Source organism: Ruficoccus amylovorans, assembly GCF_014230085.1.
GTDB lineage: Bacteria > Verrucomicrobiota > Verrucomicrobiia > Opitutales > Cerasicoccaceae > Ruficoccus > Ruficoccus amylovorans.
The window spans coordinates 128,306-150,640 of record NZ_JACHVB010000020.1 but is presented as its reverse complement, the minus strand read 5'-3'; the positions used below and the strand labels follow the sequence as shown (position 1 = coordinate 150,640).

Sequence of the window (22,335 nt, the reverse complement as noted above, 5' to 3'; positions counted from 1 at the left end):
GTCGTAGTGGCCTATTGCGTGATTCGGGGGATGAGCCGATGAAACGCTTTGTTGTGTTCGGGCTGCTGTTCTCGGTGCTGATGGCTGCGAGCGTTCAGGCCTTTTATTTTGAAGGTCGGGCGAACTACAAGACGGGTAGCTCTGGTGCCACGACAGATCACAAGACCGGTGGCGCAAGCTTCTCGGTTGGTGACGGCGGAGAATGGAGCTATACAGCCAATTCGTCTTTCGTGCTCGAACTGCACACGGTCTATGTCTACGCAGACAGCGGCAAGATTGAGTTGTTAGCTACGGGCGGCACCAGCGGCAGCTTTGTAGCTGCGGACGGGTTAACGGTTGCTTGGTCAACCAATCAGGTGACAGACAAGAAATATGTCATCACTTTTACGGGTTCGGCTACGCCGGTAGATCCTGAACCGGAACCGGAGCCTGAGACACGCATTATCGAGTGGGAAGTCGAGAATGATTCGGAGGAGCCGAAGACTTACGGGGTGTTTCGGGTCGATCCTGAGACCGGCGAGATTGACGATATTGCTTATGACTCGGTGACGCTGGAGCCGGGCGAAAAGGGGCAGCTCTCAGTCGATGCCACGGACGACGGCTCCCAGTACTATGTCGCCGAATGGGATTATGCGGCCTCGCAAGCCAAATACGGCGGCTTTCCGGTCCTGGAGAGCGGAAGCTACCAGGACGAAAACGGAGAATGGCATGAGTGGTCTTACTGGTCGGGTGTCGTCCCGAATGATGCCACGGCCACGTCGACGAAAAGCTATGCGGACGGGCGCGATCCTGACGCCTATCCCGGCGCTGAGGAAGGCGACGGCAAAGGGGATGCCTCGGATGCCGGAATCAAAGCGGCTGCTGACGCTATCGTCGGGGCTGAGGAAAAGACGGCCAGAGCTATAGCCGCGGCGATCGATGAACAGACCGGTGACCTTGAAAATGCTATCGAAGGGCAGACCGACGCGATTACCGATGCTGTTGACGAGGGGGCGGACAGGACAGTTGATGCGATTAACGCGCAAACGGGGGCCATTACCGGGGCCATTGAAGGTCAGACTGAAGATCTGAAAACGGCCATAGCTGAGGGGTCGGATTGGGATAAGCAAATGAAGGAAAATTATGATGCGCGGAAGGATTTCAATCCCACTTCGGAACTTGCAACCGTGCGCTCGCAAAACCCCGGTATCAACACTCCCAGCGGATGGACAGGGCCCAGTCTGAGTTCGTCTGATCCGTCCTTGCCGGGTGGATTTAGCATTCCCGGCCCGACCGGCGAAGCAATCACACTGTCATGGTCGGCGTCGAGTTTGTTTGATTTGGGCTGGGCGGCAAGCTGGGGGCGCGGCTTACTTATGGTTGCTGCGGGAGTCTGGCTAATGCGATCCTGTATGGATGCCATGCGGCAGTATATTATCGGCCTCGGGTCGGTTAGCTCAGCTAGTGCTGGGGCTCAGGTGGGTTTAGAGTCAATGGTGCCGGGAGTCCCGCAAGCAAAGGCGGTCGGACTGGCGATTGCGGCCACGCTGATTATTTCGGCGGCATGGGTCGCGCTAGCAATTGTAGTCCAGTCTGTTGGTGGGGGTATCATGGACATCTTGGGCGGAGGAGCCGATTTGCCGTCAACGTTAGGTGTGTTGGCAGAATGGATACCTTTTTCCGGCTTACTGACTATCTATGTCGGTCGTGCTGGTTTTGACTTCGTTGCGGCGCCGGTCTATCTGACGGCGGTGGCTGCGCAAAAATTCTTGGGGGTATAGTATGACAGCGGAAGAACTGCGTGTAGTGCTGAATGAATACATCGGGATGACATGGGTCTGGCGTGGGTTCGTGGCCGGGTTCGTCCTCGGGGTCTTTCCGGCCTTCTTCGGCTGGGTTCGGTCGATCTGGAATGACGTTGACGACTGATGATTACGCTGATCACAGGCAAGCCCGGCGACGGCAAGACGCTCTATGCGTGCCGGGAGATAATCCGCATTCTGAGGAATACGGATTATTATGTCGTAACAGATGTTCCTTTTGTTATGGGCCGCTTGCATGAATACGTGAACGACTGGAAAGGCGACGTCGTTGATCTGGACGAGCGTTTGAAGGTGTTGACGCCTGAGGACGCGCACAATTATTGGCGCTATCGCTCGGGCGGGCTTTTGCTGGACGAAAGTCCGGATGCCAAGGGTAAGGACGACGGGACAAGGCGCTTGCCGAAGATGGAATTTGACTTGTGGGCGCGGTCGCAGTTTGAACGCATCGGGGAAAAGTCCGAGTATCAGCGCGGTGTGTTCTATGTCATCGATGAGGCACATGAAAAGTTTCCGGCGCGTGAGTGGCAAAATATCGGTCGAATCACGACTTATCACGCATCAAAGCATCGTCACTTGCATGATGAGGTGTGGCTCCTGACGCAGTCGCCGGACTTCCTCGATAAAACGTTGCGGAACCTCGTCAGTGAAACACGGATCACGCGAAACAACCTGCGGCGCAATGTGGGGCCGTTTAAGCTGCGCGGGGTCTTCAAGGTGCGGCATTATTACGGGATGCCTAACCCAAGTGTAACGCCGTTCAGCGTCGAGGAAATGCAACTGGATGCGGCGGGGATTGCCTCGTGTTACAAGACCGTGGGGGCCTTCGGAGTCCACGTCAAAGCCGAGAAAATCCAGAACAAGGGCAAGCTGCCGTGGTGGTCGCTGTGGGCTATCGCCGGGGGCGGGATTTTGGCCGCAATTTTCCTGTGCTTCATGGTCCCGCAGTGGGCTATCGCCGGGTTGGGAAAATCGATTTCGGACGCTGGCCAGCCGTTAACGCAGACAGTCCAGGACAAGACGGCCAGCCAGACTGAGCAGTCGCTCGCCTACATGCGTGGCCCGTTGGCTGGGGCAGGACAGTCTCAGGGAGCGGAGCCGGGGGCGGTCGAAGCGGCCAAGCCGGAGAAGATTGTTCGTGGCTGTATCGTGCTTGATGGGGAAACCCTCGTCTCGGGATCGTGGTTCGAGGGCTGGCGTAAGGTCACATGGGGCAGCAAGGGCGCTCTCGTCGGGACCGACGTCGTTCCGCTCTCTGTGCTCACCTCTGCCGGGGTTTATCCGCCCCGGCCAACAAAGAAGTAAGGATGCAAGAGGAGTTTGGTTTTGCGCGGGAGTGTTCGCACGACCTGCGGCCTGTCGTGTGGGGCGTTCGCGGCCGTCTGCGCGTTGATGAGGTTTACAAGATCGTGCCGGATCACTTGGCGGATCTTCCAGCATTCTATGTTGCGTCGAGAGTCCAGGCACGATCAATGGCTCGCCTCTATTCTGCTTTGCCCGGTAAAGGTTTCGTTCTTGTCTTCAAAGGGCGGAAATTGGTAGAGAATCGAAAGGTCAAGAAGTCCGCGCAGGATTAATAAATCTAATGCCGTGATGCATGGACATGCCCAGTCTTACGGATTAGAATATAAGGTTCTGGCGGCGGTGTGTATCCATTTTTGGATACAAGCAATCTTGTTTATTGTGCGAAATATGGAGGGTGTTTTTTATATGGTAGTATCTGTTCCGTCTATCGGGCATCGAGGAGTGTCTGGATTGCCTGGATAATACACCAGCCCTGCGACGCCCAAATCAGTAGTTTTGAGGCGAACTACTTCTTCAGGAATAACGAATTATTCGGCCAAGCCCCAACGGTGTGTGAACGGATAGAAGATGAAGATCGCCTTGCCGACGACTTCTTTCTCGGGGACAAAATTAATGGGCTTGCCCTGTTTTTTATCCTCGTAGGCGTAGGGTGTGGAGGCGGCGTTGCTGCCCCAGCCACGGCTGTCATAGCTATTGGGGGAGTTATCACCCATGGCGTAAAAATACCCCGGAGGCACGGTTTCGGAGGTGCCCTCAGTCAGCCAGCCCATGTAGCTGTAGCCCGGGTAGCCGTCTTCCTGGCGGAAGTTTTTCCCAAACGCCTCCGCACCCTCGATGGGGACGTCGTTGCGGTAGAGTATAGGGGCACGCACCTGAAGTTTGTCGCCGGGGAGGCCGACAAGGCGTTTAATGTAGTACTGGTCGTTCGGGGTGCCGTCGGCGGCGCTCAGGCCCGGAATTTTTGCCGTGCGAAAAACGAAAGGATCACCAACTTCGGGACTGAAAAAATTGTAACTGAAGCGGTCCACAAAGAGCATGTCCCCGGTCAGGATGTCGAAGTCGAGCGCCGGTTCGCCCTGCTCCACCATGTTAGCTGAGAGCAGTGTCTGGTAGCCATTTTGACGGCGGCGGATGTTTTCCGGCCCGAGCTTTTTCGCTACGTCGGATAGGGTTTTGGAGCCGGGGAAAAAGGCTTCGGCCACCACATCGTCGAGATTGAAGTCAAGTGGCACCTCGACCTGGAAGCGCTGCCCGTCCACGCCGAAGGTGTAGCGGCGCAATTGCGTCGGCACGAGCAGGAATTTACGTCCCTTGACCAGCTCGAAGGCGACCTGGCCGGACATGCCGTAGGGGTTGCCGCCGTTGAACAGCGGAATCTCGACGTGGCCCGAGGCGGGGGCCTCGGCCTGGTAGTGGGACGCGCCGAAGGCCAGCAACCGGAAAAGCTGGGCGGGCTTCGAGGGGGCATCTTCGCCCAGAGGATAAGCTTCGCCGATCATGCCCGCGTAGGTCGGGTACATCGAGTTGGTCGGGATCTTGAACGGTTGCAGGAAAAAGCTGCGCACGCCGATGGCGAGGATGGCCGCCACCAGGATCATCTCGATGTTTTCGGACAAAAACGTGACCGGGTAAAGGGTGCCGCCGTGCGGCTTCAGGCAGGTATCCAGATTTTGCATGCACCGCTTGACCTTCTCGTCCTCGGCGGGCTTGGCGGTGAGCGCCTCAATCAGCGCCTGTTGGTCCTTGCGAATGGCCTCGACGGCCTTGTCGCCGATCACGTCCGAGCGGTAGTTGATGACCTTCTCGGCCAGGTGCACCAGATGGCGTCCCTCTTTGTGCAGTTTTTTACCTGATTTCGCGAAAAGTCCCATACAGCTTAAATGGTTAAAATGGCTAAGGGGTTAAATGGCTAAGTCCGTTAAGATTAACCATTTTCACCATCATCCCATCAATTTGTGGTTTTGAGGATTTTGACAAAGGCGTCCTGCGGGATGGAGACCTTGCCGATCTGCTTCATGCGCTTCTTGCCCTCTTTCTGTTTTTCGAGCAGTTTGCGCTTACGGGTGATGTCCCCACCGTAGCACTTGGCGGTCACATCCTTGCGCATGGCGCTGATGGTCTCACGCGCCACCACACGGCCATAGACGGCGGCCTGGATGGCTACCTTGAACATCTGGCGCGGGAGGATGTCCTTGAGCCGGTCGCAAAGCGCCCTGCCCTTGCCCACGGCTTTGTCGCGGTGCACGATGCTGGAAAAGGCGTCCACGGGCTCGGCGTTGACGAGGATGTCAAGCTTGACCAGGTCGGAGACAGCATAGCCGTTGAGCTCGTAGTCCATCGAGCCATAGCCGCGGGTGATGCTTTTCAGCCGGTCGTTGAAATCGACCAGAATCTCGTTCAGCGGCAGGTCGCAACTGAGCATGACACGGGTCTCGTCCACCGTCTCGGTGTGGTCGCACACACCGCGCTTCTCCGAGATGAGCGCGAGCATGTCGCCGATGGATTCGGTCGGTGTGTGAATGGTGGCGCGGATCATCGGCTCCTCGATAAAGTCGATCTCGGAGGGGTCCGGCAGGAAGAGTGGGTTGTCCACCTCGACGACTTCGCCGCTGGTCTTGGTGACGTTGTAAACGACGCTCGGGTAGGTGGAAATGATGTCCAGGTCGTACTCGCGACGCAGGCGCTCCTGCACGATCTCCATGTGGAGCAGGCCAAGGAAGCCGCAACGGAAGCCGAAGCCGAGCGCGACAGAACTCTCTGATGTGTACACGAGCGCAGCGTCGTTGATCTGGAGCTTGGCCATGCTGGCCTTGAGCTTGTCGTAGTCGTTGGTGTCGAGCGGATACAGGCCGCTGAACACCATCGGACGGACCTCCTTGTAGCCGGGGAGCATCTCGGCGGCCGGGTCGGCGGACAGGGTGATGGTATCCCCGATCTTGATCTCGGCCAGGTCCTTGATGCTGGTCACGATGTAGCCGGTGCGGCCGGCGCCCAGATCCTTTTCCGGGAGCATTTTCGGGGAGAAACGGCCCACTTCCTTGACTACTGCCTTCTGGCCGGTGCCCATCATGACAATTTCGTCGCCGGGCTTGACTGAGCCGGAAAAGACCCGCACGTAGCAGATGACGCCCTTGTAGGTGTCGTAAACGTTGTCAAAGACGAGCACGCGGGTCTGGTCGCAGTCGGTCCAGCGCGGCGAAGGCAAGCGGGTAACGACGGCCTCCAGAATGTCGTCGATGCCGATGCCGGACTTGCCGCTGGCGCGGATGCAGTCCTCGCGCGGGATGGCGAGGATGTCCTCGAACTGCTGCTCGACCATCTCCGGGTGCGCGCCGGGCAGGTCGATTTTGTTGATGACGGGAATGATCTCCAGCCCCTGCTCCATGGCGAGGTTGGCGTTGGCCACGGTCTGCGCCTCGACCCCCTGCGCGGCGTCCACCAGCAACAGCGCCCCCTCGCACGCGGCCAGTGAACGCGAGACCTCGTAGGAGAAGTCCACGTGTCCGGGCGTATCGATGAGGTTGAGCAGGTACTCCTGGCCATCGTGCTTATAGAGCATGGAGACCGGGTGCGATTTGATGGTGATGCCGCGTTCGCGCTCCAGGTCCATCGAGTCCAGGAGCTGCTCCTGCATTTCGCGCTTCTGGACGGTCTGGGTGCTCTCCAGTAGTCGGTCCGACAAGGTCGTCTTGCCGTGATCGACGTGCGCGATAATGCAGAAATTGCGGATGTGGTCGGTTTTCAAGATAGTTGGCTGGGGATGGGTTGTCCGGACGGAAAAATGTTATCCGAGCGGAAGCTCGTCGTAGGTGCTGAGCGAGGTGACGTTGAGTTCGCGGTCGATGCGCTTGGCCAGGCCCGCAAGGGTGCCGCCGGGGCCGCACTCGTAGTAGTCCTTGATGCCGAGGGCCATCATGGCCTGCACGCACTCGGTCCAGCGGACGGTGGAAGTCACCTGGTCGACGAGGGCCTGCTTGATCTGCTCGGGGTCTTCGATGCGGGCACCGAGGGCGTTGGAGAAAACCGGAACGGCGGGTGTGCTAAAGGGAGGCAGCGACTTGAGGAAGGCGTGGAACTTCTCGGCGGCAGGCTTCATCAGGCGGCTGTGGTAGGCCCCGGCGACCTTGAGCGGCACGGCCATTTTGAACCCGGCTTCCTTGGCCTTGGCGACGGCGGCCTTGACCTTGTCCACCTCTCCGGAGAGCACGCTCTGGCCGGGGCAGTTGAGGTTGCCCAGGTCCACGTCGAACTCGGCGGCGAGCGCTTCGGCCTTTTCCACATCGCCCCCGATGAGGCTGGCCATAGTGCCCACAGTGGCCTCGCAGCACTCCTGCATGAGGCGTCCGCGTTCGGCCACGATGCGCAGGCCGGTTTCAAAATCATAGACCCCGGCGACGGCGTAGGCGGTCAATTCGCCCAGGCTCAGTCCGGCGGCGCCGGCGATTTCGGGCAGCTTGCCGGCTTCGCGCAGGGCGGCCACGATGCTGTAGCCGTGCACATAGAGCGCGGGCTGGCAGACCTTGGTCTGGGTGAGCTCCTCTTCCGGGCCCTCGAAGCAGATCTGCTTCAGGTCGAAAGGCAGGATCTCCTTCGCCTGGTCGAAGCACGCGCGGGCGGCGGCGGAGTTCTCATAAAGGCTACTGCCCATGCCAACCTGCTGGGCGCCCTGTCCGGAAAATATGAAACCGAATGCCATAAAGGACAGGCATTGCATCGAAACCACCGCGAATGGGAAGGAAAAAATGCCGCCTCAGGCCGCTCCGCGCCCGGAAACACGCTCCAGCGCGGCCTGAAAGTGGTACTGTTCGAAGCGTAAATCCGCTGCCAGACGCATGATTATGTCGATTTCGGTCTCATCAAGCACACCGTCGGCCATGGCCACGTCGAAAAGCACGTTGAGAAATCCGATGCGCTCGGCCTTTTCCGTGGCCTCGTAAAACCAGCGGCAGACGCGCATCAGATCGATGTTCTCGACCCGGTCCGAGAGCGAGATCTGGACGACAAACTGGGCCTTTTCCTCGCTCAGCCCCCATTCTTCGCAGAGGTATTGTTCCACGGTGAGGACTTCGCGCTCGTCCACCCGGCCATCAGCGTAAATGATCTGCGAGAGCAGAATCCCGGCCAGGCTCAGGCGGCACAACTCCTCCGGCGCGGGCGGTTGCTCCCATTTTCCGGCCATCAGGCCCCCTACCCGCCCCTCCAGCCAGGCCTGCGTCTGGCTCAGGCGGCGCAGGTCTTCGGTGATGTCGGTCTGGCGGCGCTTGAGCAGGGAATCCTCGATCAATCGGTACATGCACAGGAGCGAATCCTGTCCGCACTTGCCCAGACAATGGTTCAGTTGGGCCAATACCGCCGGGGAAGGCGGCGTGCCCGCCCCGTTGCCGGTGCCGGTGACGCGCTCAATGGCGTAAGCGGCGAAAATTGCCTGATCCTCATCGCCCAGCAAAGCGCTGAGCTCGCGCTGGAAATACTCTGCCTGCCGAGGCGAAACCGGATTTTCCAGCAGTTCCTGAAGTTCCTCCCAGTCGCTCTTATGGAGCGCGGGGAGTTGGTAGAGAAGATCCTTGAGGGCGTCGGTCTCGGCTTCCGGGAGCGTGCCGCGGGTCCAGGCGGCAGCGATGAAGACGCGGGCAAGCGCCTTGGCAATGGATGTTTCTCGCAGCATCAGGTGAGAGTTGAAGATAAACCGGTGGGTTCAGCGAACACAGACAGCGAAGGAAGCCCGAGGTTCCTCAGGCGCGGGGGTGGGCGCGGCGGTGCATGTCCTTGAGGCGGGCCACGCTGACGTGGGTATAGATCTGCGTGGTGGAGAGGCTGGCGTGGCCCAGTAATTCTTGTACCAGACGCAGATCCGCGCCGTTGTCAAGCAGGTGGGTCGCATAGCTGTGGCGGATCTTGTGCGGGGTGAGATCGTGTGGCAGGTCGGCCAGATCCAGATAGCGCTTGAGCATCAACTGGATGCGCCGCACAGACAGCCGTCGCCCCTGCTCCGTAATTAAAACCGGGTCCTGCGGCCCGCTGTGCCGGGCAAACTGCGCGCGAAACATCTTCAGACACTCGAGGGCGACTTCGCCGACCGGGCACAGCCGCTCCTTGCCGCCCTTACCCCGGATGCGGGCCACGCCGCTTTGCTCGTCGAAGGTCCCGTAATTGAGGTCCGACAACTCGCTCACGCGAAACCCGCCCCCGTAGAGCAGTTCCATCACCAGCCGGTCTCGCAGCGCGGTGAAGGGCTCGATGGCCTCATTTTCCAGCAGGCGCTTCGGCCCGGCCAACAGGAGCGCGATCTGCTTTTCGGTTAAAAACTTGGGCAGCTTTTTTTCCAGCTTGGGGCCGGAAATCCCCGCCAGCGGGCTGGCTTCGATTTTGCCCAGTCGCAGTTGGTAGCGGTAAAACGAGCGCAGGGCCGAGAGGTGCAGGTTGGAGGTGCGCCGCTCGTAAACGGTTTGCAGCTCCATCAGGTAGCGGCGCACATGGCGGCTGCTGACCATGAGCGGGTGGAGCGAACCGGGCTGGCCCCGCAGCCAGGCTGTGAAACGCTCCAGCGCCTGCCGGTAGTTCCGGACCGTGCGTGCCGAATAGCGTTTCTGCTCGGCCAGGTGGCGCAGGAAGGCTTCCGCCTCCGGCGGCAGGGGTGGAGAGTCCGGTTCGTCGCTCAAGATACCGTCCAGCCTAACGCCCCACCCCGCCCCGGCAAGCGCGGACGGACGCTTTTTTGTCGCAGCAGCGGGCCGGGGCGCTACGCTAAGTTCCACCGTGAGCCTCCCTGCCCCCGACCGCACTTGCCTGATTTTTGACTTCGACGGCACGATTGCCGATTCTGCCGCGGTCGGGCAGGAGGTTTTTAACCAGTTGGCGGAAAAATACGGCTTCCGCCCGGTCGCGGCAGAGGAGATTAAGATCCTGCGCGGCATGACGACCTCCCAGTGCCTGCGCCATTGCCGCGTCCCCAGGTTGAAGCTGCCCGCCATCCTCATCGAGGCCCGCCAGCTCCTGGCCGCCCGTATGGACGAAATCCTCCCCTGCGAGGGAATCGTGGAGGTACTGCCCGAGCTTAGCCGGAAATTCACTTTGCTGGGTATCCTGACCTCGAACAGCGAGGCCAACGTGCGGCGCTTTCTGGAAAAGTACGGGCTGGATTGTTTCGATTTCGTTAGCACGGTGCCGAAACTCACCGGCAAGGCCCGCCGCCTGCGCACGTTGATAAAAGCCCACGGGCTCGCGCCCGAAAACGTCATCTTCGCCGGGGACGAGTCGCGCGACATGAAGGCCGCGCAAAAAGCCGGGGTGCACGGCGCGGGCGTGCTCTGGGGCACGAACTCCTCCGCCCCACTAGCCCTTTACGCGCCGCGTTGGATACTGGAAAGTCCGGCAGAGCTGCTCCAACTCGCTCCAGACGGCATGTAAATCAGAGCCATAAACGGCGAGGCTCAGATCATCTCAAGGCTTTTCACACGCCCTAAAGGCTCGGCGCGGGGGATGTTACGCCAAGCTCGGATGGCGTCAGCCAGCGGAATGACACCAGTTCGAAGCGTCGTCCCAGCCCCCCGGCCACGGTGGCAGACATCGCATCGGAGCCGTCCATTTGTTCCGGTAAGCGACGGACGACTGCTTCGCACCAAGCGCGGGCGGGCTCGCCTCCGGTGAGGTCGGAAGCCTCGCCGCAAGCGCGGATGATAAACGTATCCGAGCGCACCGCCGCGAACGGGGCCAGCCCGCTGATAATGTCCCCCTGGCGCAGGTACAGGTTGGAGAGTTCCGGCACGCCGTCGTTGATCGGCTTTAGTTCTTCCCCACGCATGACACCGACCTCCTCGATCGCCTCCTGCACAATGCCCGAGTTGATAAAATCTTTCATCGACAAAAACGGCCCGCGGGCCTTGATTCGGGCCACGATGCCCTGGCTGAGGTAATCAAGCTGGCTTTCTGAAATCCCCGCGTCGAGGGTTCGCCCGGCGAGTGAGCAGGCCAGCTCCGGGTCGGACGCCTCCTCGCTCCCGGCCGCCGGTTCACTCACGCTGGCGGCGTAAAACGGCAAACGGTAAAACACCGGTAGCGCTTCGTTTACACCGGCGGCCTCGCCACCAAGCCCGCCTTCGCCATCGACGGGAATACTCAGTCGCGAGGCCCCCAACACAGCCTGCCAGGCTTCGGTCGAAGTCGAGTTCAGGTTAAACGCCCCTGCCAGGCACAGCCGCGAGGCATCGTCCGCGCGTGGCCTGCCGACGGTCTCCAACTCTCCCCGCCAGTCGTGCCGGTCCACCGGCTCCAGCCACGGGTTGAGCAACCGCCGGGAGGAGCCGGGCTGCGCCAGCGGGCTCATGAAGTAGTAGTCGAACACGCCGTTGTAAGTGCCGCCCGCCGGTTCTCCGATTCCCAGTACCGGCACGCCGGGGATCTGCGCGAAGCGCAGCGTACCGACCGATACCGGCTCGCTGCGCGGCACGTCGAACATGACCACCTGTCGCAAGCCGCCCCCGTCCTCGTCACGGTGCGCGTTCACCACCGGGTCGTGAAACAACTCATCCTCGTCAAAGGCGTCCAGGTCCTTGTTTAACTTTTTGCGGTAAACATTTTCCAGCTCGACGAAGTTCTTCACCCGCCGCTCAACTCCGTCGCGGTCGGTGAATGTCCCGTCATAGTCGAGCACCGGGTTGCGCGGGTCGAGTGAACCCAGCAGCTCGGTCAGGTCCTCCTCGTCATCGGTCAACTTGAAGTGATAGGCGATGGTGTACTGGTCCACTGTGTAGTCGCCACCCACATCCAGCGAGAACGGCACGTCCCCCTGATAGAACTTGTGCTTGCCGTCGAGGTCGTCGTAGTCGAGGTGGGTAATTTTAAAGAATGGCGGCAGTGCGCGATAGTCCTGCTTCGGCCCCGGAAAAGCGGTAAAGCCGATCGTCACACCGCCTTTGGGCTGGTCGAGTTCGACGCGGATTTCCGCCTTGTCCTCGGGGCGCGTGTGCTTCCCCACAGCCCAGGTCGCGGTGCCGTCCGCGCTCAGTTTCCGGTTCTTGAAACGCAGGGTCCGTTTGAGTCCCTCCGGTTGCTGCACCGTCGCCGGGGACAGGACGCGGTACACCTCGCCCGGTTGCAGCACCGGTGGGCTCTCGCCTTCCGTGTCAGACCGGGCCAGTTCAAGCCACGAGCACAGATAGGCCGTGTCCGGCTCTCCCGCCCGCGGCAGGAGGTCGTTCAGGTCGTCCTCCACCGGGTCACCCGTCCCGCTGACATCACGCACCTTGACTGTCGGCATGTTGTCGAAATAGACGACCAGGGCCCGGTTTTTCCACGTCGGGTCCGAGTCATCGACCGGGAACGTCACCGGGACCGAGTACGGGTTCCAGAACTCGACCTCGACGTGGTAGCGTACCTTGACCTCGGCATCGCTGCGGGCATGAAAGACCCGCATGTAAAGGACAACCTCGGTCGGCACGGGGCGCAGTGCGTGGACCGGCTTTCCATTCTCGAGGTGCGTCTCGGAAAGGTCAGCCGGGACCTCGCCCTGCGTCACCGGGGTGAGAAACGCCTGCAAGGCGTCGTTGACAAAGCCGTCGCGAAAGGCGTCGTCCGAGAGGTTCGCCCGGAGACCGCCGGAGACCGCGTTCTCCAAGACCCCGTAGGCGCAGGGCGTATAGTCGTGGAACCCGGCGCGGGCCTGCTCCGGCGACACCGCCTGCCCCAGGCCGTCCTGCAAAAGCTCGAGCGCCCCCCGCCCCGGTAATCGCCGCAAACCGGCCAGCAGTTGCTCGTCCAGTTCGGCGTCCGCGACCAAAAGCCGCCGCAGGTCGAGCCCGGTCGGGGTCTGCGCCGCGAGCGCAAGGGTCTCTTCCGCATCGAGGTTATCCGGACGTTCCCGCCCGGCGCTGAGCGAAGCCTTTACGCCCTCGTCGCCCACCCACCAGGCGAAGGCGTTGCGGGTGCCGTCGCCACGCTCGAAGTAGATCTTTTCCACCTCTACGGCAGGCACCCCCGCCGCCGTATCTGCAGGTACCATTATCACCGCGTCAGCGGGACTGGCCGAGGGGTTGGAAGTACTGCCCGAAACCAGCCAGTGCGGGGCCTGTCCCGGCTGCGAGGCGTCCCACACCCCGGTCCAGTAGGCGTTGCCGCCCGCCACCTGATCGTCTCCGAGGATGTCCGCCCGCGCCGTCACCCGTCGGTCTGGACCAGCGTTTCGCTGGAGCTCGGCCAGCGCCTGCATCAGGGCCAGCCGGGCATTCTCGCGCGCGGCCAGGGCGCTCTTGCGCGGGGTGAGCGCGGCCATCTCGACCCGACTGAAGGCCGCCAGCGTCACGCACAGCAGCAGGACGAAGCCCATCAGCACCAAAGCGGTGATCAGAGCGAAGCCTCCGGCTCCGGCAGATGTCCCCTGCCGGGGAACACCGCTATGCCTTGTTGCAGATAACATCGCCCCCGTCATTCACGGGAGAAAATTAGGCCCTTTCCCTCAATCCGGTCGAGTTTGAAAATCCCGCATCCGCAAAATAGATGGAATTATTCCATCATGAAATAAGAGTAAAACATACCCCGCATCCGTCCACAAAGCGGGTTACGACGGAAAGGCTATTTCCGGGGTTCAACCGTCAGCCGCAACCGCCGTTCCGGAGCCAGGTAGCGTCGGGCAAAGTCGGTGACCGCCTCCGCCGTGACCGCGTCGATGCGTGCCGGATACTCGCGGGTATTATTGATGGGCTGGCCGTAGAGGGCATTGAGCGCGGCCTGCATGGCGCGGGCGCCGATGGCCTGCAAGCCCTGGCGCTTCTGTACCTTCAGGCGGGTGCGGCAGGCAGAGAGTTCCTCCTCGGTCACACCGCCTGAGCGCAGGCGCTCGATTTCGCGATCGTACTCGGCCAAAACGGCCGAAACCGCGCCCGGATGGGTCCCGGCGTAGAGCGTGAACATCCCGCCATCCAGCCCCGGCGTACGGCAGGCCCCAACGTAATAGGCCAGACCAGCCTTTTCGCGGACGGTTTCAAAGAGTCGGCTGGACATGCCGCTGAGCAGCTCATCGAGCACCTCGCCGGTGCGGAAATCCTCGTCCCTCACCCCCGCGTCCGGGTAGGCCTCCAGCACGACCGCCTGCTCGCGGGGCAGCCGTTCGACAAAGGTTCCCGTCTCGACGGGGTCGGACGGAAGCGCTGCCGGGACGGGTGCGGGCTCGGCACTCAGACGCGAGAGAACCGGCTCCAGTGCGGCCTTGACGGCGGACTCGTCCACTGCCCCCGAGACGGCGAGGACGACATTCGGACCGCGCACGAGTTGTCCGCGCAGGGTTTCGACCTGGGCCAGCGTGAGCTTTTCCAAACCTTCGCGAGTGCCCAGATAGTCGTTGGCAAAGCCGTGCTTCCCGTAGAAGCGGCGGCGCAGGCGACGGCGTCCGTAGTCGAGGATTTCATCCTCATCCTCCAGCAGTGAAGAGAGCTGCCCCTCGCGCTCGATTTCGAACGACTCGCCCGTTGGGCGCAGAGACAGCAGGGCGTCTCCCAGCAAGGAGACCGCCAGCGGGAAATCCGCCGGCAGCACCTCAACCGAGAGCCCGAAGGTGTTATTGCCGATAAACTCGCTGAAAACGCCGCCCACGCGATCCACCTCGGCGGCAATCTCGCCCGCACCCCGGCGCTCGGTGTCACGGGTCAGGAGCGAGGCCAGCACGCCACCCGCACCGGGCGCTTCCGCCGGGTCGAGCGCGGGACCGCCCAGCAGGGCCAGGCGCAGGTGGACCTTGGGGAAAGATGGATCGGCCTGCACGAGCAGGCGCGCGCCGTTGGGCAACGTCGTTTCGGAAAAGTCCGGCACCTCGCGGGTACGGGCGGTTTCCTTTCCGGCGGCGGAGGAAGTGGCTTTCGGCTCCAGGGTGACTTCGGTCAGGCCGGACTCGTTCAGGTAGCGACGGGCAGCGGCTTTCAGGTCGTCCGGGGTCAGGGCCGCCAGACGCGTGAAGTACAGGCGCGGGTAGTCGAGTTCACCCAGCACGGTCTCGGCCACCCCGAGCCGGGAAGCCTGCCCGGACATGGTTTTGCGCCCATTGACCTCACCCACCAGCGCCTGGCGCACGGCCTTGGCGAGATTCTCCTTTGTGATGGCACTGAAAACATCGCGGGCCATCACCCGCCGGATCTCGGACTCGACCTGCTCACGCCGTCCGGGATCGCACAGGTAGGATATCCAGAGCAGCCCTTGCCCGCCGGGATTCCAGCAACTGGCGTCGATGTGCTGGACGAGGCGCTTGTCTTCGCGCAGCACTTGCCACAGCAGCGAGCTTTTGCCGTTACCCAGGAGCGAGGCCAGCATGTCCAACGCCGGGGCCGCCGGGTCCGCCAGTCCGGGGATTTTGTACCCGGCCATGCCGCGCACGATATTGTAGTCTCCGCTCAGGCGCTCCGTGCGGCTGGCCAGTTGGGGCGACTCTGCGGCCACCACCGGGCAGGGGCTCAGACCGGGCAGCGCATCGCCGAAGTACTTTTCGGCCAACTCGTCCACCTGGGCATCTTCGAGCGCGCCGACCACCACGAGCACCATGTTGCCGGGCTGGTAGCGGCTTTTATAATAGCCGTAAAGCCCCTCGCGGGTCACCTGCTCGAAGAGCGGCCGCAGCCCGATGACCGGGAAGCGATACGGGTGCTGCCGGAAGGCGGTCTGCGCGAAGGCTTGAAAGAGCTCGCGGTCGGGATCGTCGAGGCCCATGTCGATCTCGCGCAGGATGACGTCGCGCTCGGAGGTAAACTCCGCGTCGGGGATGGTCGCGCGCAGCCCCATGTCCGCCAGGATGTCAAAAGCGACTTCGGCCTGCTCGGAGGGGGCGTCGATATAGTAAACCGTGCGGTCGAACGAGGTGTAGGCGTTGATGCCGCCGCCGATGGCGTGAACCTCGCGGCTGATGTCGAGCGGGCCGCGCGTCGGCGTGCCCTTGAAAAGCATATGCTCCAGAAAGTGCGAAAGCCCCGCCCCGGTCCAGTCGCCCTCGTGGATGCTGCCAGTCTTTACCCAGAGCTGGACCGAAACCAGTTCCGCCGAGAAATCCTGCCGTGAAACCACGGTCAGGCCGTTGGGCAGAGTGCGGCGGTGCACAGGGTCGCGGAACAAATCGTTCAGCAAGGTCTGGTCGGAGGAAATCGTTCGGGCGGGTGCGCTCATGGCTATCAGTGGTAAAAAATCGGGCAAAGAAAAAGAGACCGTCTTCGCGGCAATCGGCAACCTTCTGCCAGCCGCTGCCGCCAATCAAACAAAAACCGCCGGGTTCCTTTAAACCCGGCGGTCCTAGAGTGGTAACTTACCTGACGGCAGGCTGGCATCGGCAAGTGGCAGTGATGCCCGCCTTCCGTCAGTCAATATGTATCACTACACGGATATTTTCGCCACAGGCAAACAAGACAAATCTCATTTATCCGAGATTAACCTGTTCGACACACGGGATGTCCCGCCGACGCCGGCGAGGCAAAAATGCACGGGTAACCGCTTACTTCTTTTCCGGGACGGACACTGCGCCCTGGAAAAGCTTGGCGTATTCGCCGTAGCCCTCTTTTTCGAGGTCGGCCACGGGGATGAAGCGCAGGGAGGCGCTGTTGATGCAGTAGCGCAGGCCGTCAGGCCCCGGTCCATCCGGGAAGACATGCCCGAGGTGGGCATCGCCCGTCTTCGAGCGGACCTCAGTGCGAACCATCCCATGAGACGTATCGCTCACCTCGACGATTTCAGACCCGTCCACCGGGCGGGTAAAGCTCGGCCAGCCCGTGCCTGAGTCGAATTTGTCCGTCGAGGCAAAGAGCGGCTTGCCCGAAATGACATCGACGTAGAGGCCCGGCTTCTTGTTGTCCCAATAGGCGTTGCGGAACGGCGGCTCGGTGCCGCCTTCGCAGGCCACGGCGTACTGGGTCGGAGTCAGTTTTTCGCGCAGGTCGGATGTATGGCTCATGGAAGAAGTATCGGTTGAGGGTGAGAGTGTGCCCGAGGAGGGAACCTTGGCGGATGCGGTCGTCGCGGTGTTTGCCGCGGGCTCGCTGGCTGAAGAGGGATAAATACTCGTCGGGCAACTGCCAAAGAAGCAACCACCGCCGGTGCCGCTGACCTTCCCGTAGGTCAGCCAGGCCGCCACCGCCAAAACAATCAGGGGCCAAATGAATTTTCGCATAATGATAAAAGTCTGTCGCCTCAGGGGCGGAAACCTTACGTCCCGCCTGGATGCGGTTTTGTTCCCAACGCGGGCGTGGCCGGAAACGCAGTCGTTAGGCCAATTTCCTCCCCGATCACGGAGAGGAAATATAGGGGCGGGCAAGCTCTCTGGCTGACGCCGGAGCTGTCCACCCAAGCCCGGTTAACTCTGCTCGGGGTGGAGTTCGCCCTTGGAGTTTTTGGGCAGGTAGGGCTTGAGGAATGCCTCTCGAAAATCGTAGCCGCCTGAAAAATCCTCTTTCTTGTCGTTCTCGGTTTTGCCGAGCACGCCGTACTCCACGAGATTGAAGACGATCTCGCCGAAGTCGTCGCACCGACGGATACCCCAGTGGTCAAGCAGGCTGTACGCCATGGGGCCGTATTGGTTGTGGGCGTAGTCGCGAATACCTTCCAGCAGCTCCTGGCCGGAAACATGCCGGGGGTGACCGCCGGGTTCGTTGTCGAGGTTGCGCAGGGTGTGGTCGAGCCCCTGGCGCACGAAATAATACGCCCCCTTGTCGAACCGGCCATCTTCTTTGATGATTAGCTCCACCACTTCGCCGAAATCTTTATGTTCACTCATAAACGTTAAAACACTGCGTTCGTTCAAGAACACATCCTCTCAATGTAGCAAATCCCGGCCCGGAATCAAGTGCAGTTGATGAACTCCCGAATCGCTCTCGCACGATATATTTATGATCACGGGTTCGTATTTACCACTAAAACCAAGTGTGCTTGAGTGAATGTTCCGAAAAATAGGCTAAAAACGCCCAATAAATAGGTTCTTTACCTCTAAGTAAACGATTGCTTCTCTATTTTTAATAGGGATAAAATCCCCACTCCGATACTGGAATAAATCTGTATAGATTGAAGAATTATTACCCACCTCCAGCACCGGATAAAGACTCCGGCATGCTTTACCCAACAGAAACCTGCTCAAGCTGCTATAGCCTATGAAAAAAATAATCCTCCTATCACTGGCTGCGTGTGCGACTCTCTCCAGTTACGCAGCAACCTTTAATCTCTGGGGTGTTCACGACGCCATCATCGACGTCGATGACTCCGGCACCGTCACCGCGATTATCGGCGCCAACGATAACTACCACTGGGACAAGGGCGGCAGCGGTTCCGCCGCCTGGGACAACCGCACCGGGATGAAGGCCTTCCTCTCGACCGCGGAGTTCAACGGCACGACCGTCGGCACTGCCCTCACCTCCCTCGACTGGACGATGCTGAATACCGGCGCCAGCGACGACAACCTGTACTTCAACATCGTCGTCACCGACGGTCAGGGCGGCTACGCCATTCTCTCCCCGCGCACCTACAGCCGCACCGATACCGGCTACAAGCCCGGCAATGCCAGCTACCAGTATCGCGTCAATGAAGCCACTGCCAACTGGGCCGGACCGACCGGTACGGTTGATTGGGCCGATATCCAAGATCTCGTCATCGCCAGCGGCGGCTTCGCCGACGCCCCTGACACCCTGACCGGTGCGGCTCAATACCAGGGAGACCCCGTCTATCAGGACTCGAACTGGAGTGACTGGGCATCCGCTTACGGAGCCGCTGGCGCGGCCGATGACGGCCTCATCATCACCATCGGCCAGAGCATCTGGTACGGCCAGTCGCCGATGATCCAGCTCAGCGACATCATGGTCAACGGGGAGGCATCCAGCTTTAACAAAACCGGTAACGACACGGTGGAAGTCATCCCCGAAACCGGCGGCAATGAAAGCTACAGCGCCAGCACCCCCGGCGAGAAAGTCACCGCCGTGGCCAGCAAGGACTCGAGCATGACCTCGCTCACCGTCACCGGCGGCAGTGGCAGCACGGTTTTCCAGTTCATGAACAACGCTCTGCTGACGATGGACGGCGGCAGCGGCTCAGCCGAAGTCGGTGAAGGCGCGACCATGACCGGCGAAGGCTCACTCGCGGGCGACCTCACCGTCAGCAACGGCGGCATCTTGCGCGGTTCCATCTCCATCATCGGCAACACCACGCTGGGTGCTGGTTCCATCTTCGCGCCGGGCTTTTCGCCGGGCGCTACCTACAACGACGGCAACCTCACCGTTCAGGACGGCGCTACGGTGGAATTTGAAGTCGAGGGGCTGGCCGAAGCAACCGGGACGTTTGAAAATCCCACCGTCGGCCAGTACGACCAGCTCTTTTACTCGGGTGACGTTGACATCCAGGACGGAGCCACCGTTGAAATCGCCCCTTATGCCGGGTTCGCCTTTACCGAAGTCGGTGAAATCCTCAATCTGATCTACGCCGAAGGCAGCATCACCGTCGGAGAAAACGTGACTGTCCAGGGCACGGGGGCCTACGCAGGCTACACCTTCGGCTTGAGCGTTGGGACCGATACCTTCGACGGGAACATCTACAACGTCCTCCAGGCCGAACTGCTCAACGTTCCCGAGCCCGCCACCTACGCCTTGATCGCCGCCATCGGTGCGCTCGGCCTCGCGGTCATCCGCCGTCGCCGCCAAAGCTGAGCACGCTTCGCGGCCAGACTGCGATTCGGAGCTATACGCATGACGTGCCGATTGCCTCTAGAGGGCAATCGGCATTTTTTTACTACCAAAAGGAACCAGCCCGGGAACAGCGTTTGCCACCACTCCCTGAAAACAGGCCCTAATGCTAGCGCGCTAAGTCCTCTGCAGCCGCTGGCCACGCGATCCGGTACCGGTGCGCCCCCTCGCCCACCGAATGCTTTTCGCCGTTGGGCAGCACAACCTCGCCGCCTACGCCGGGCGGAAGTATCGCTTTCAGGGAAAAATACCCGTCGTCGATTTTCCAGTCAGAGGAAATGAGACCGTGCGGACTCTCCAGCGAGCACTCGACCCAGGTGACACCGCCGCCGGGGGTGGGCGCGATCATTACGCGGCCAAAGCCGGGGCTCAGGGGACGGATGCCACCAAGCACGGCGTACATCCACTCGCCTACCGCCCCGTAGGCGTAGTGGTTAAAAGAGTTCATGTGCGGCGGCCCGAAGCCCGCCTCGGGCGTCCAACTGTTCCAGCGCTCCCACATGGTGGTGGCTCCGAGGCTGACCGGGTAGAGCCAGCCCGGATAGGCGTCCTGTTGCAGGAGTTTGAAAGCGACATCGTTGCGCCCCACCTGGTCCAGCACCGGCATAAGCAGAGCCGTGCCGATAAATCCGGTTGAAAGCCGCCAGCCCCGTTTTTCCAGGTCTTCCACCAGATGATCGACCGCCTTTGCTCGCAAGGAATCCGGCACGAGACCAAAACCGAGCGCCAGCAGATAAACCGTCTGCGTGTCGCCACGGATGCGCCCGTCGCTGCTGATATAGGCCTTTTGAAAGGCAGCCCGGACACGCTCGAACAGGTCACGGTAATGTGCGGCATCCGTCGGATGTCCGAGCACGTCGGCCACCTGCGAGAGCAAATCCGCCGAGTGTGCGAAATAGGCCGTACCGACAAGCGAGCGGGGGGTGTTGGTATCGCTGGCCCGCTTCGGGTTTTCCTTGTCCAGCGCCAGCCAGTCGCCGTAGCCGGTCTCGTTCCAGAGGAGACCGCGTGGAGCACACTGGGCTTCCAGCCAGTCCACCCATTCTTTCATCGCCCGGTAGTTATCCGCAAGTATCTGCTTGTCGCCGTAGCGCTCATACATGACCCACGGAACGATCACACCGGCGTCCGCCCACCCCGGCGAGCTGCCGGTCTGCACACGCGGGTCGCCCGGCACGACATCAATAAAGGCCCCCTCGGGATTGCGCGCATCGCGCATGTCGGCCATCCACTTATTGAAAAACGCGCTCACGTCGTAGTTGAAGGTCGCCGTGCGGGCAAAGACCTGGGCATCACCGGTCCAGCCCAGCCGCTCGTCGCGCTGCGGGCAGTCGGTGGGGACTTCCAGGAAGTTGCCCCGCTGGCTCCAGACGATGTTCTCCTGAAGCCGGTTCAGCCGCTCGTCCGATGTGCGGAAGTGTCCGGTCGGGCGCAGGGCGTTACCCAGCACAATGCCTGTCACCGTGTCCAGTGCGGGAGGTTCGTCGGACTCCAGCCCCTCCACCGCCACGTAGCGAAAGCCGTGGTAGGTGAAGCGCGGAGCCCATCGGGACTCCCCCTCCTGGCCGAAGATGTAGGTGTCGGTCGCGGCGGCCTTGCGAAGGTTCTCTGTGTAAAGCGAACCGTCGGAATTGAGCATCTCCGCGAAACGCAGGGTCACTGCCTGCCCGGAGCGGCCTGTCGCCTTTAACTCGGCCACGCCGACCATGTTTTGTCCAAGGTCGAAAATCCACTCCCCGCCGGGACCTCGAGTGACGGACTTCGCCGCCACCTGAGCGGTCGGACGCACCGGCGGCATGCGCTTGCTCTCGTAAACGATCTGCGCCTCCGGGTAATCATCGCGCACGGCGACACTTCCCCAGCCCCCGGCCTCGAAACCGGGAGCCGCCCAACCAGGCATTTCCAGGCGCGCGTCGTAACGCTCGCCGTCAAAGAGATCGGCGGAAAGCACCGGGCCGGTGGCAGCCTGCCAGCTCTCGTCACTGTTCACAAGCTGTGTCGATCCGTCGGCCAGCTCTATCTCCAGGCGCAGGCGCAGCGCGGGCTCTTCCTGGTAGATGCGCTCTTCGCGGAAAAAGAAACCGATGCCCGCATACCAGCCATCCGCAAGGATCACGCCGAGCACGTTCTGCCCCTCGCGCAGTAAATCCGTCACCTCGTAACTGAGCACCTGCTGCCGCTGGCTGAAGTCCGTCCACCCCGGCACGAGCCAGTCCTCATCAGTACGCTCACCGTTGAGATAAGCTTCAAACAGGCCCCGCGCCGTGATGTGCAGGGTGGCCTTTTTCACCTCCCCGGTGACTTCGAAGGGCTTGCGCAGATAAACCGCTGGAAGAGACACCATCTCGGCTGCTCCGCGCTCGGGGTGGCCGATCCAGAGCGAAGCATCACCCACCGTGAACACGCCGTCCGGCGACGTTCGTTCAGCTTGGGCGTACGGGATGACCCACGCAAAGCCCAACAGGAAAACGCAGACAGCAAACACTGAGGAGGAACAGGCAAAGTTCTTTTTCATCAATAACGTCAACAGACGGAGTTGGTTGACTGGG

The 22,335-nt window shown here is 61.2% G+C and carries 16 protein-coding genes; 6 read left to right on the top strand and 10 right to left on the bottom strand.

Features of this window, described 5'->3' with window-relative positions; genetic code table 11:
* Positions 1-38 precede the first annotated feature (38 nt).
* Genes H5P28_RS07055 through H5P28_RS07040 form a run of 4 tightly spaced genes read left to right on the top strand, consistent with a single transcriptional unit; the run spans position 39 to position 3,376 of the window.
* Complete coding sequence (locus H5P28_RS07055) at positions 39-1,760, top strand: hypothetical protein (protein ID WP_185675000.1); 1,722 nt, start codon at positions 39-41, stop codon at positions 1,758-1,760.
* A gap of 1 nt (position 1,761) precedes the next feature.
* A complete protein-coding gene (locus tag H5P28_RS07050; RefSeq protein WP_185674999.1) occupies positions 1,762-1,908 on the top strand; it encodes a hypothetical protein in 147 nt (48 codons plus the stop codon).
* Entirely contained in the window at positions 1,908-3,104 is a 1,197-nt protein-coding gene (locus tag H5P28_RS07045; RefSeq protein WP_185674998.1) for a zonular occludens toxin domain-containing protein, read from the top strand. The genes H5P28_RS07050 and H5P28_RS07045 overlap by 1 nt, the downstream gene beginning before the upstream one ends.
* A 2-nt stretch (positions 3,105-3,106) precedes the next feature.
* Positions 3,107-3,376: a hypothetical protein gene (locus H5P28_RS07040; RefSeq protein WP_185674997.1), complete on the top strand. Its 270-nt coding sequence runs from the start codon at positions 3,107-3,109 to the stop codon at positions 3,374-3,376.
* 255 nt (positions 3,377-3,631) lie between these two features.
* Here H5P28_RS07040 and lepB read toward each other — a convergent pair whose 3' ends face one another.
* The 5 genes from lepB to H5P28_RS07015 form a co-directional block, all read right to left on the bottom strand.
* Positions 3,632-4,975 (bottom strand): signal peptidase I, encoded by a 1,344-nt coding sequence (gene lepB, locus H5P28_RS07035; protein WP_185674996.1) that lies wholly within the window; start codon positions 4,973-4,975, stop codon positions 3,632-3,634.
* 77 nt (positions 4,976-5,052) lie between these two features.
* Positions 5,053-6,849 carry a translation elongation factor 4 gene (gene lepA, locus H5P28_RS07030; protein WP_185674995.1) on the bottom strand — a complete coding sequence of 599 codons (1,797 nt, stop codon included), beginning with the start codon at positions 6,847-6,849 and terminating at the stop codon, positions 5,053-5,055.
* Between the two features lie 39 nt (positions 6,850-6,888).
* The gene (fabD, locus tag H5P28_RS07025; protein ID WP_185674994.1) at positions 6,889-7,800 is read right to left on the bottom strand and encodes an ACP S-malonyltransferase; all 912 of its coding nucleotides are present in this window, start codon (positions 7,798-7,800) and stop codon (positions 6,889-6,891) included.
* Positions 7,801-7,854: 54 nt separating this feature from the next.
* The gene (locus tag H5P28_RS07020; protein WP_185674993.1) at positions 7,855-8,769 is read right to left on the bottom strand and encodes a tellurite resistance TerB family protein; all 915 of its coding nucleotides are present in this window, start codon (positions 8,767-8,769) and stop codon (positions 7,855-7,857) included.
* Between the two features lie 67 nt (positions 8,770-8,836).
* Entirely contained in the window at positions 8,837-9,763 is a 927-nt protein-coding gene (locus H5P28_RS07015; RefSeq protein WP_246455913.1) for a tyrosine-type recombinase/integrase, read from the bottom strand.
* Between the two features lie 97 nt (positions 9,764-9,860).
* Between H5P28_RS07015 and H5P28_RS07010 the strand changes: the two genes are divergently transcribed.
* Positions 9,861-10,511 (top strand): HAD hydrolase-like protein, encoded by a 651-nt coding sequence (locus H5P28_RS07010; RefSeq protein WP_185674992.1) that lies wholly within the window; start codon positions 9,861-9,863, stop codon positions 10,509-10,511.
* 52 nt (positions 10,512-10,563) lie between these two features.
* Here H5P28_RS07010 and H5P28_RS07005 read toward each other — a convergent pair whose 3' ends face one another.
* The 4 genes from H5P28_RS07005 to H5P28_RS06990 all read right to left on the bottom strand — a co-directional run bounded on the left by H5P28_RS07005 (position 10,564) and on the right by H5P28_RS06990 (position 17,838).
* On the bottom strand, positions 10,564-13,515 hold the full coding sequence (locus H5P28_RS07005; protein WP_185674991.1) for a hypothetical protein: 2,952 nt from the start codon (positions 13,513-13,515) through the stop codon (positions 10,564-10,566).
* Positions 13,516-13,670: 155 nt separating this feature from the next.
* Positions 13,671-16,241 (bottom strand): M16 family metallopeptidase, encoded by a 2,571-nt coding sequence (locus H5P28_RS07000; RefSeq protein WP_185674990.1) that lies wholly within the window; start codon positions 16,239-16,241, stop codon positions 13,671-13,673.
* A 322-nt stretch (positions 16,242-16,563) separates the two neighbouring features.
* The gene (msrB, locus tag H5P28_RS06995) at positions 16,564-17,019 is read right to left on the bottom strand and encodes a peptide-methionine (R)-S-oxide reductase MsrB (protein ID WP_185675257.1); all 456 of its coding nucleotides are present in this window, start codon (positions 17,017-17,019) and stop codon (positions 16,564-16,566) included.
* Between the two features lie 399 nt (positions 17,020-17,418).
* The gene (locus tag H5P28_RS06990) at positions 17,419-17,838 is read right to left on the bottom strand and encodes a Minf_1886 family protein (RefSeq protein WP_185674989.1); all 420 of its coding nucleotides are present in this window, start codon (positions 17,836-17,838) and stop codon (positions 17,419-17,421) included.
* A 370-nt stretch (positions 17,839-18,208) separates the two neighbouring features.
* Here H5P28_RS06990 and H5P28_RS06985 point away from each other — a divergent pair, with 370 nt between their 5' ends.
* Positions 18,209-19,750, top strand: coding sequence for a PEP-CTERM sorting domain-containing protein (locus tag H5P28_RS06985; RefSeq protein WP_185674988.1), 1,542 nt, complete (start codon positions 18,209-18,211; stop codon positions 19,748-19,750).
* Positions 19,751-19,895: 145 nt separating this feature from the next.
* Here the strand turns inward: H5P28_RS06985 and H5P28_RS06980 are convergent, their stop codons facing one another.
* Positions 19,896-22,301 (bottom strand): glycoside hydrolase family 78 protein, encoded by a 2,406-nt coding sequence (locus H5P28_RS06980; protein ID WP_185674987.1) that lies wholly within the window; start codon positions 22,299-22,301, stop codon positions 19,896-19,898.
* Positions 22,302-22,335 lie beyond the last annotated feature (34 nt).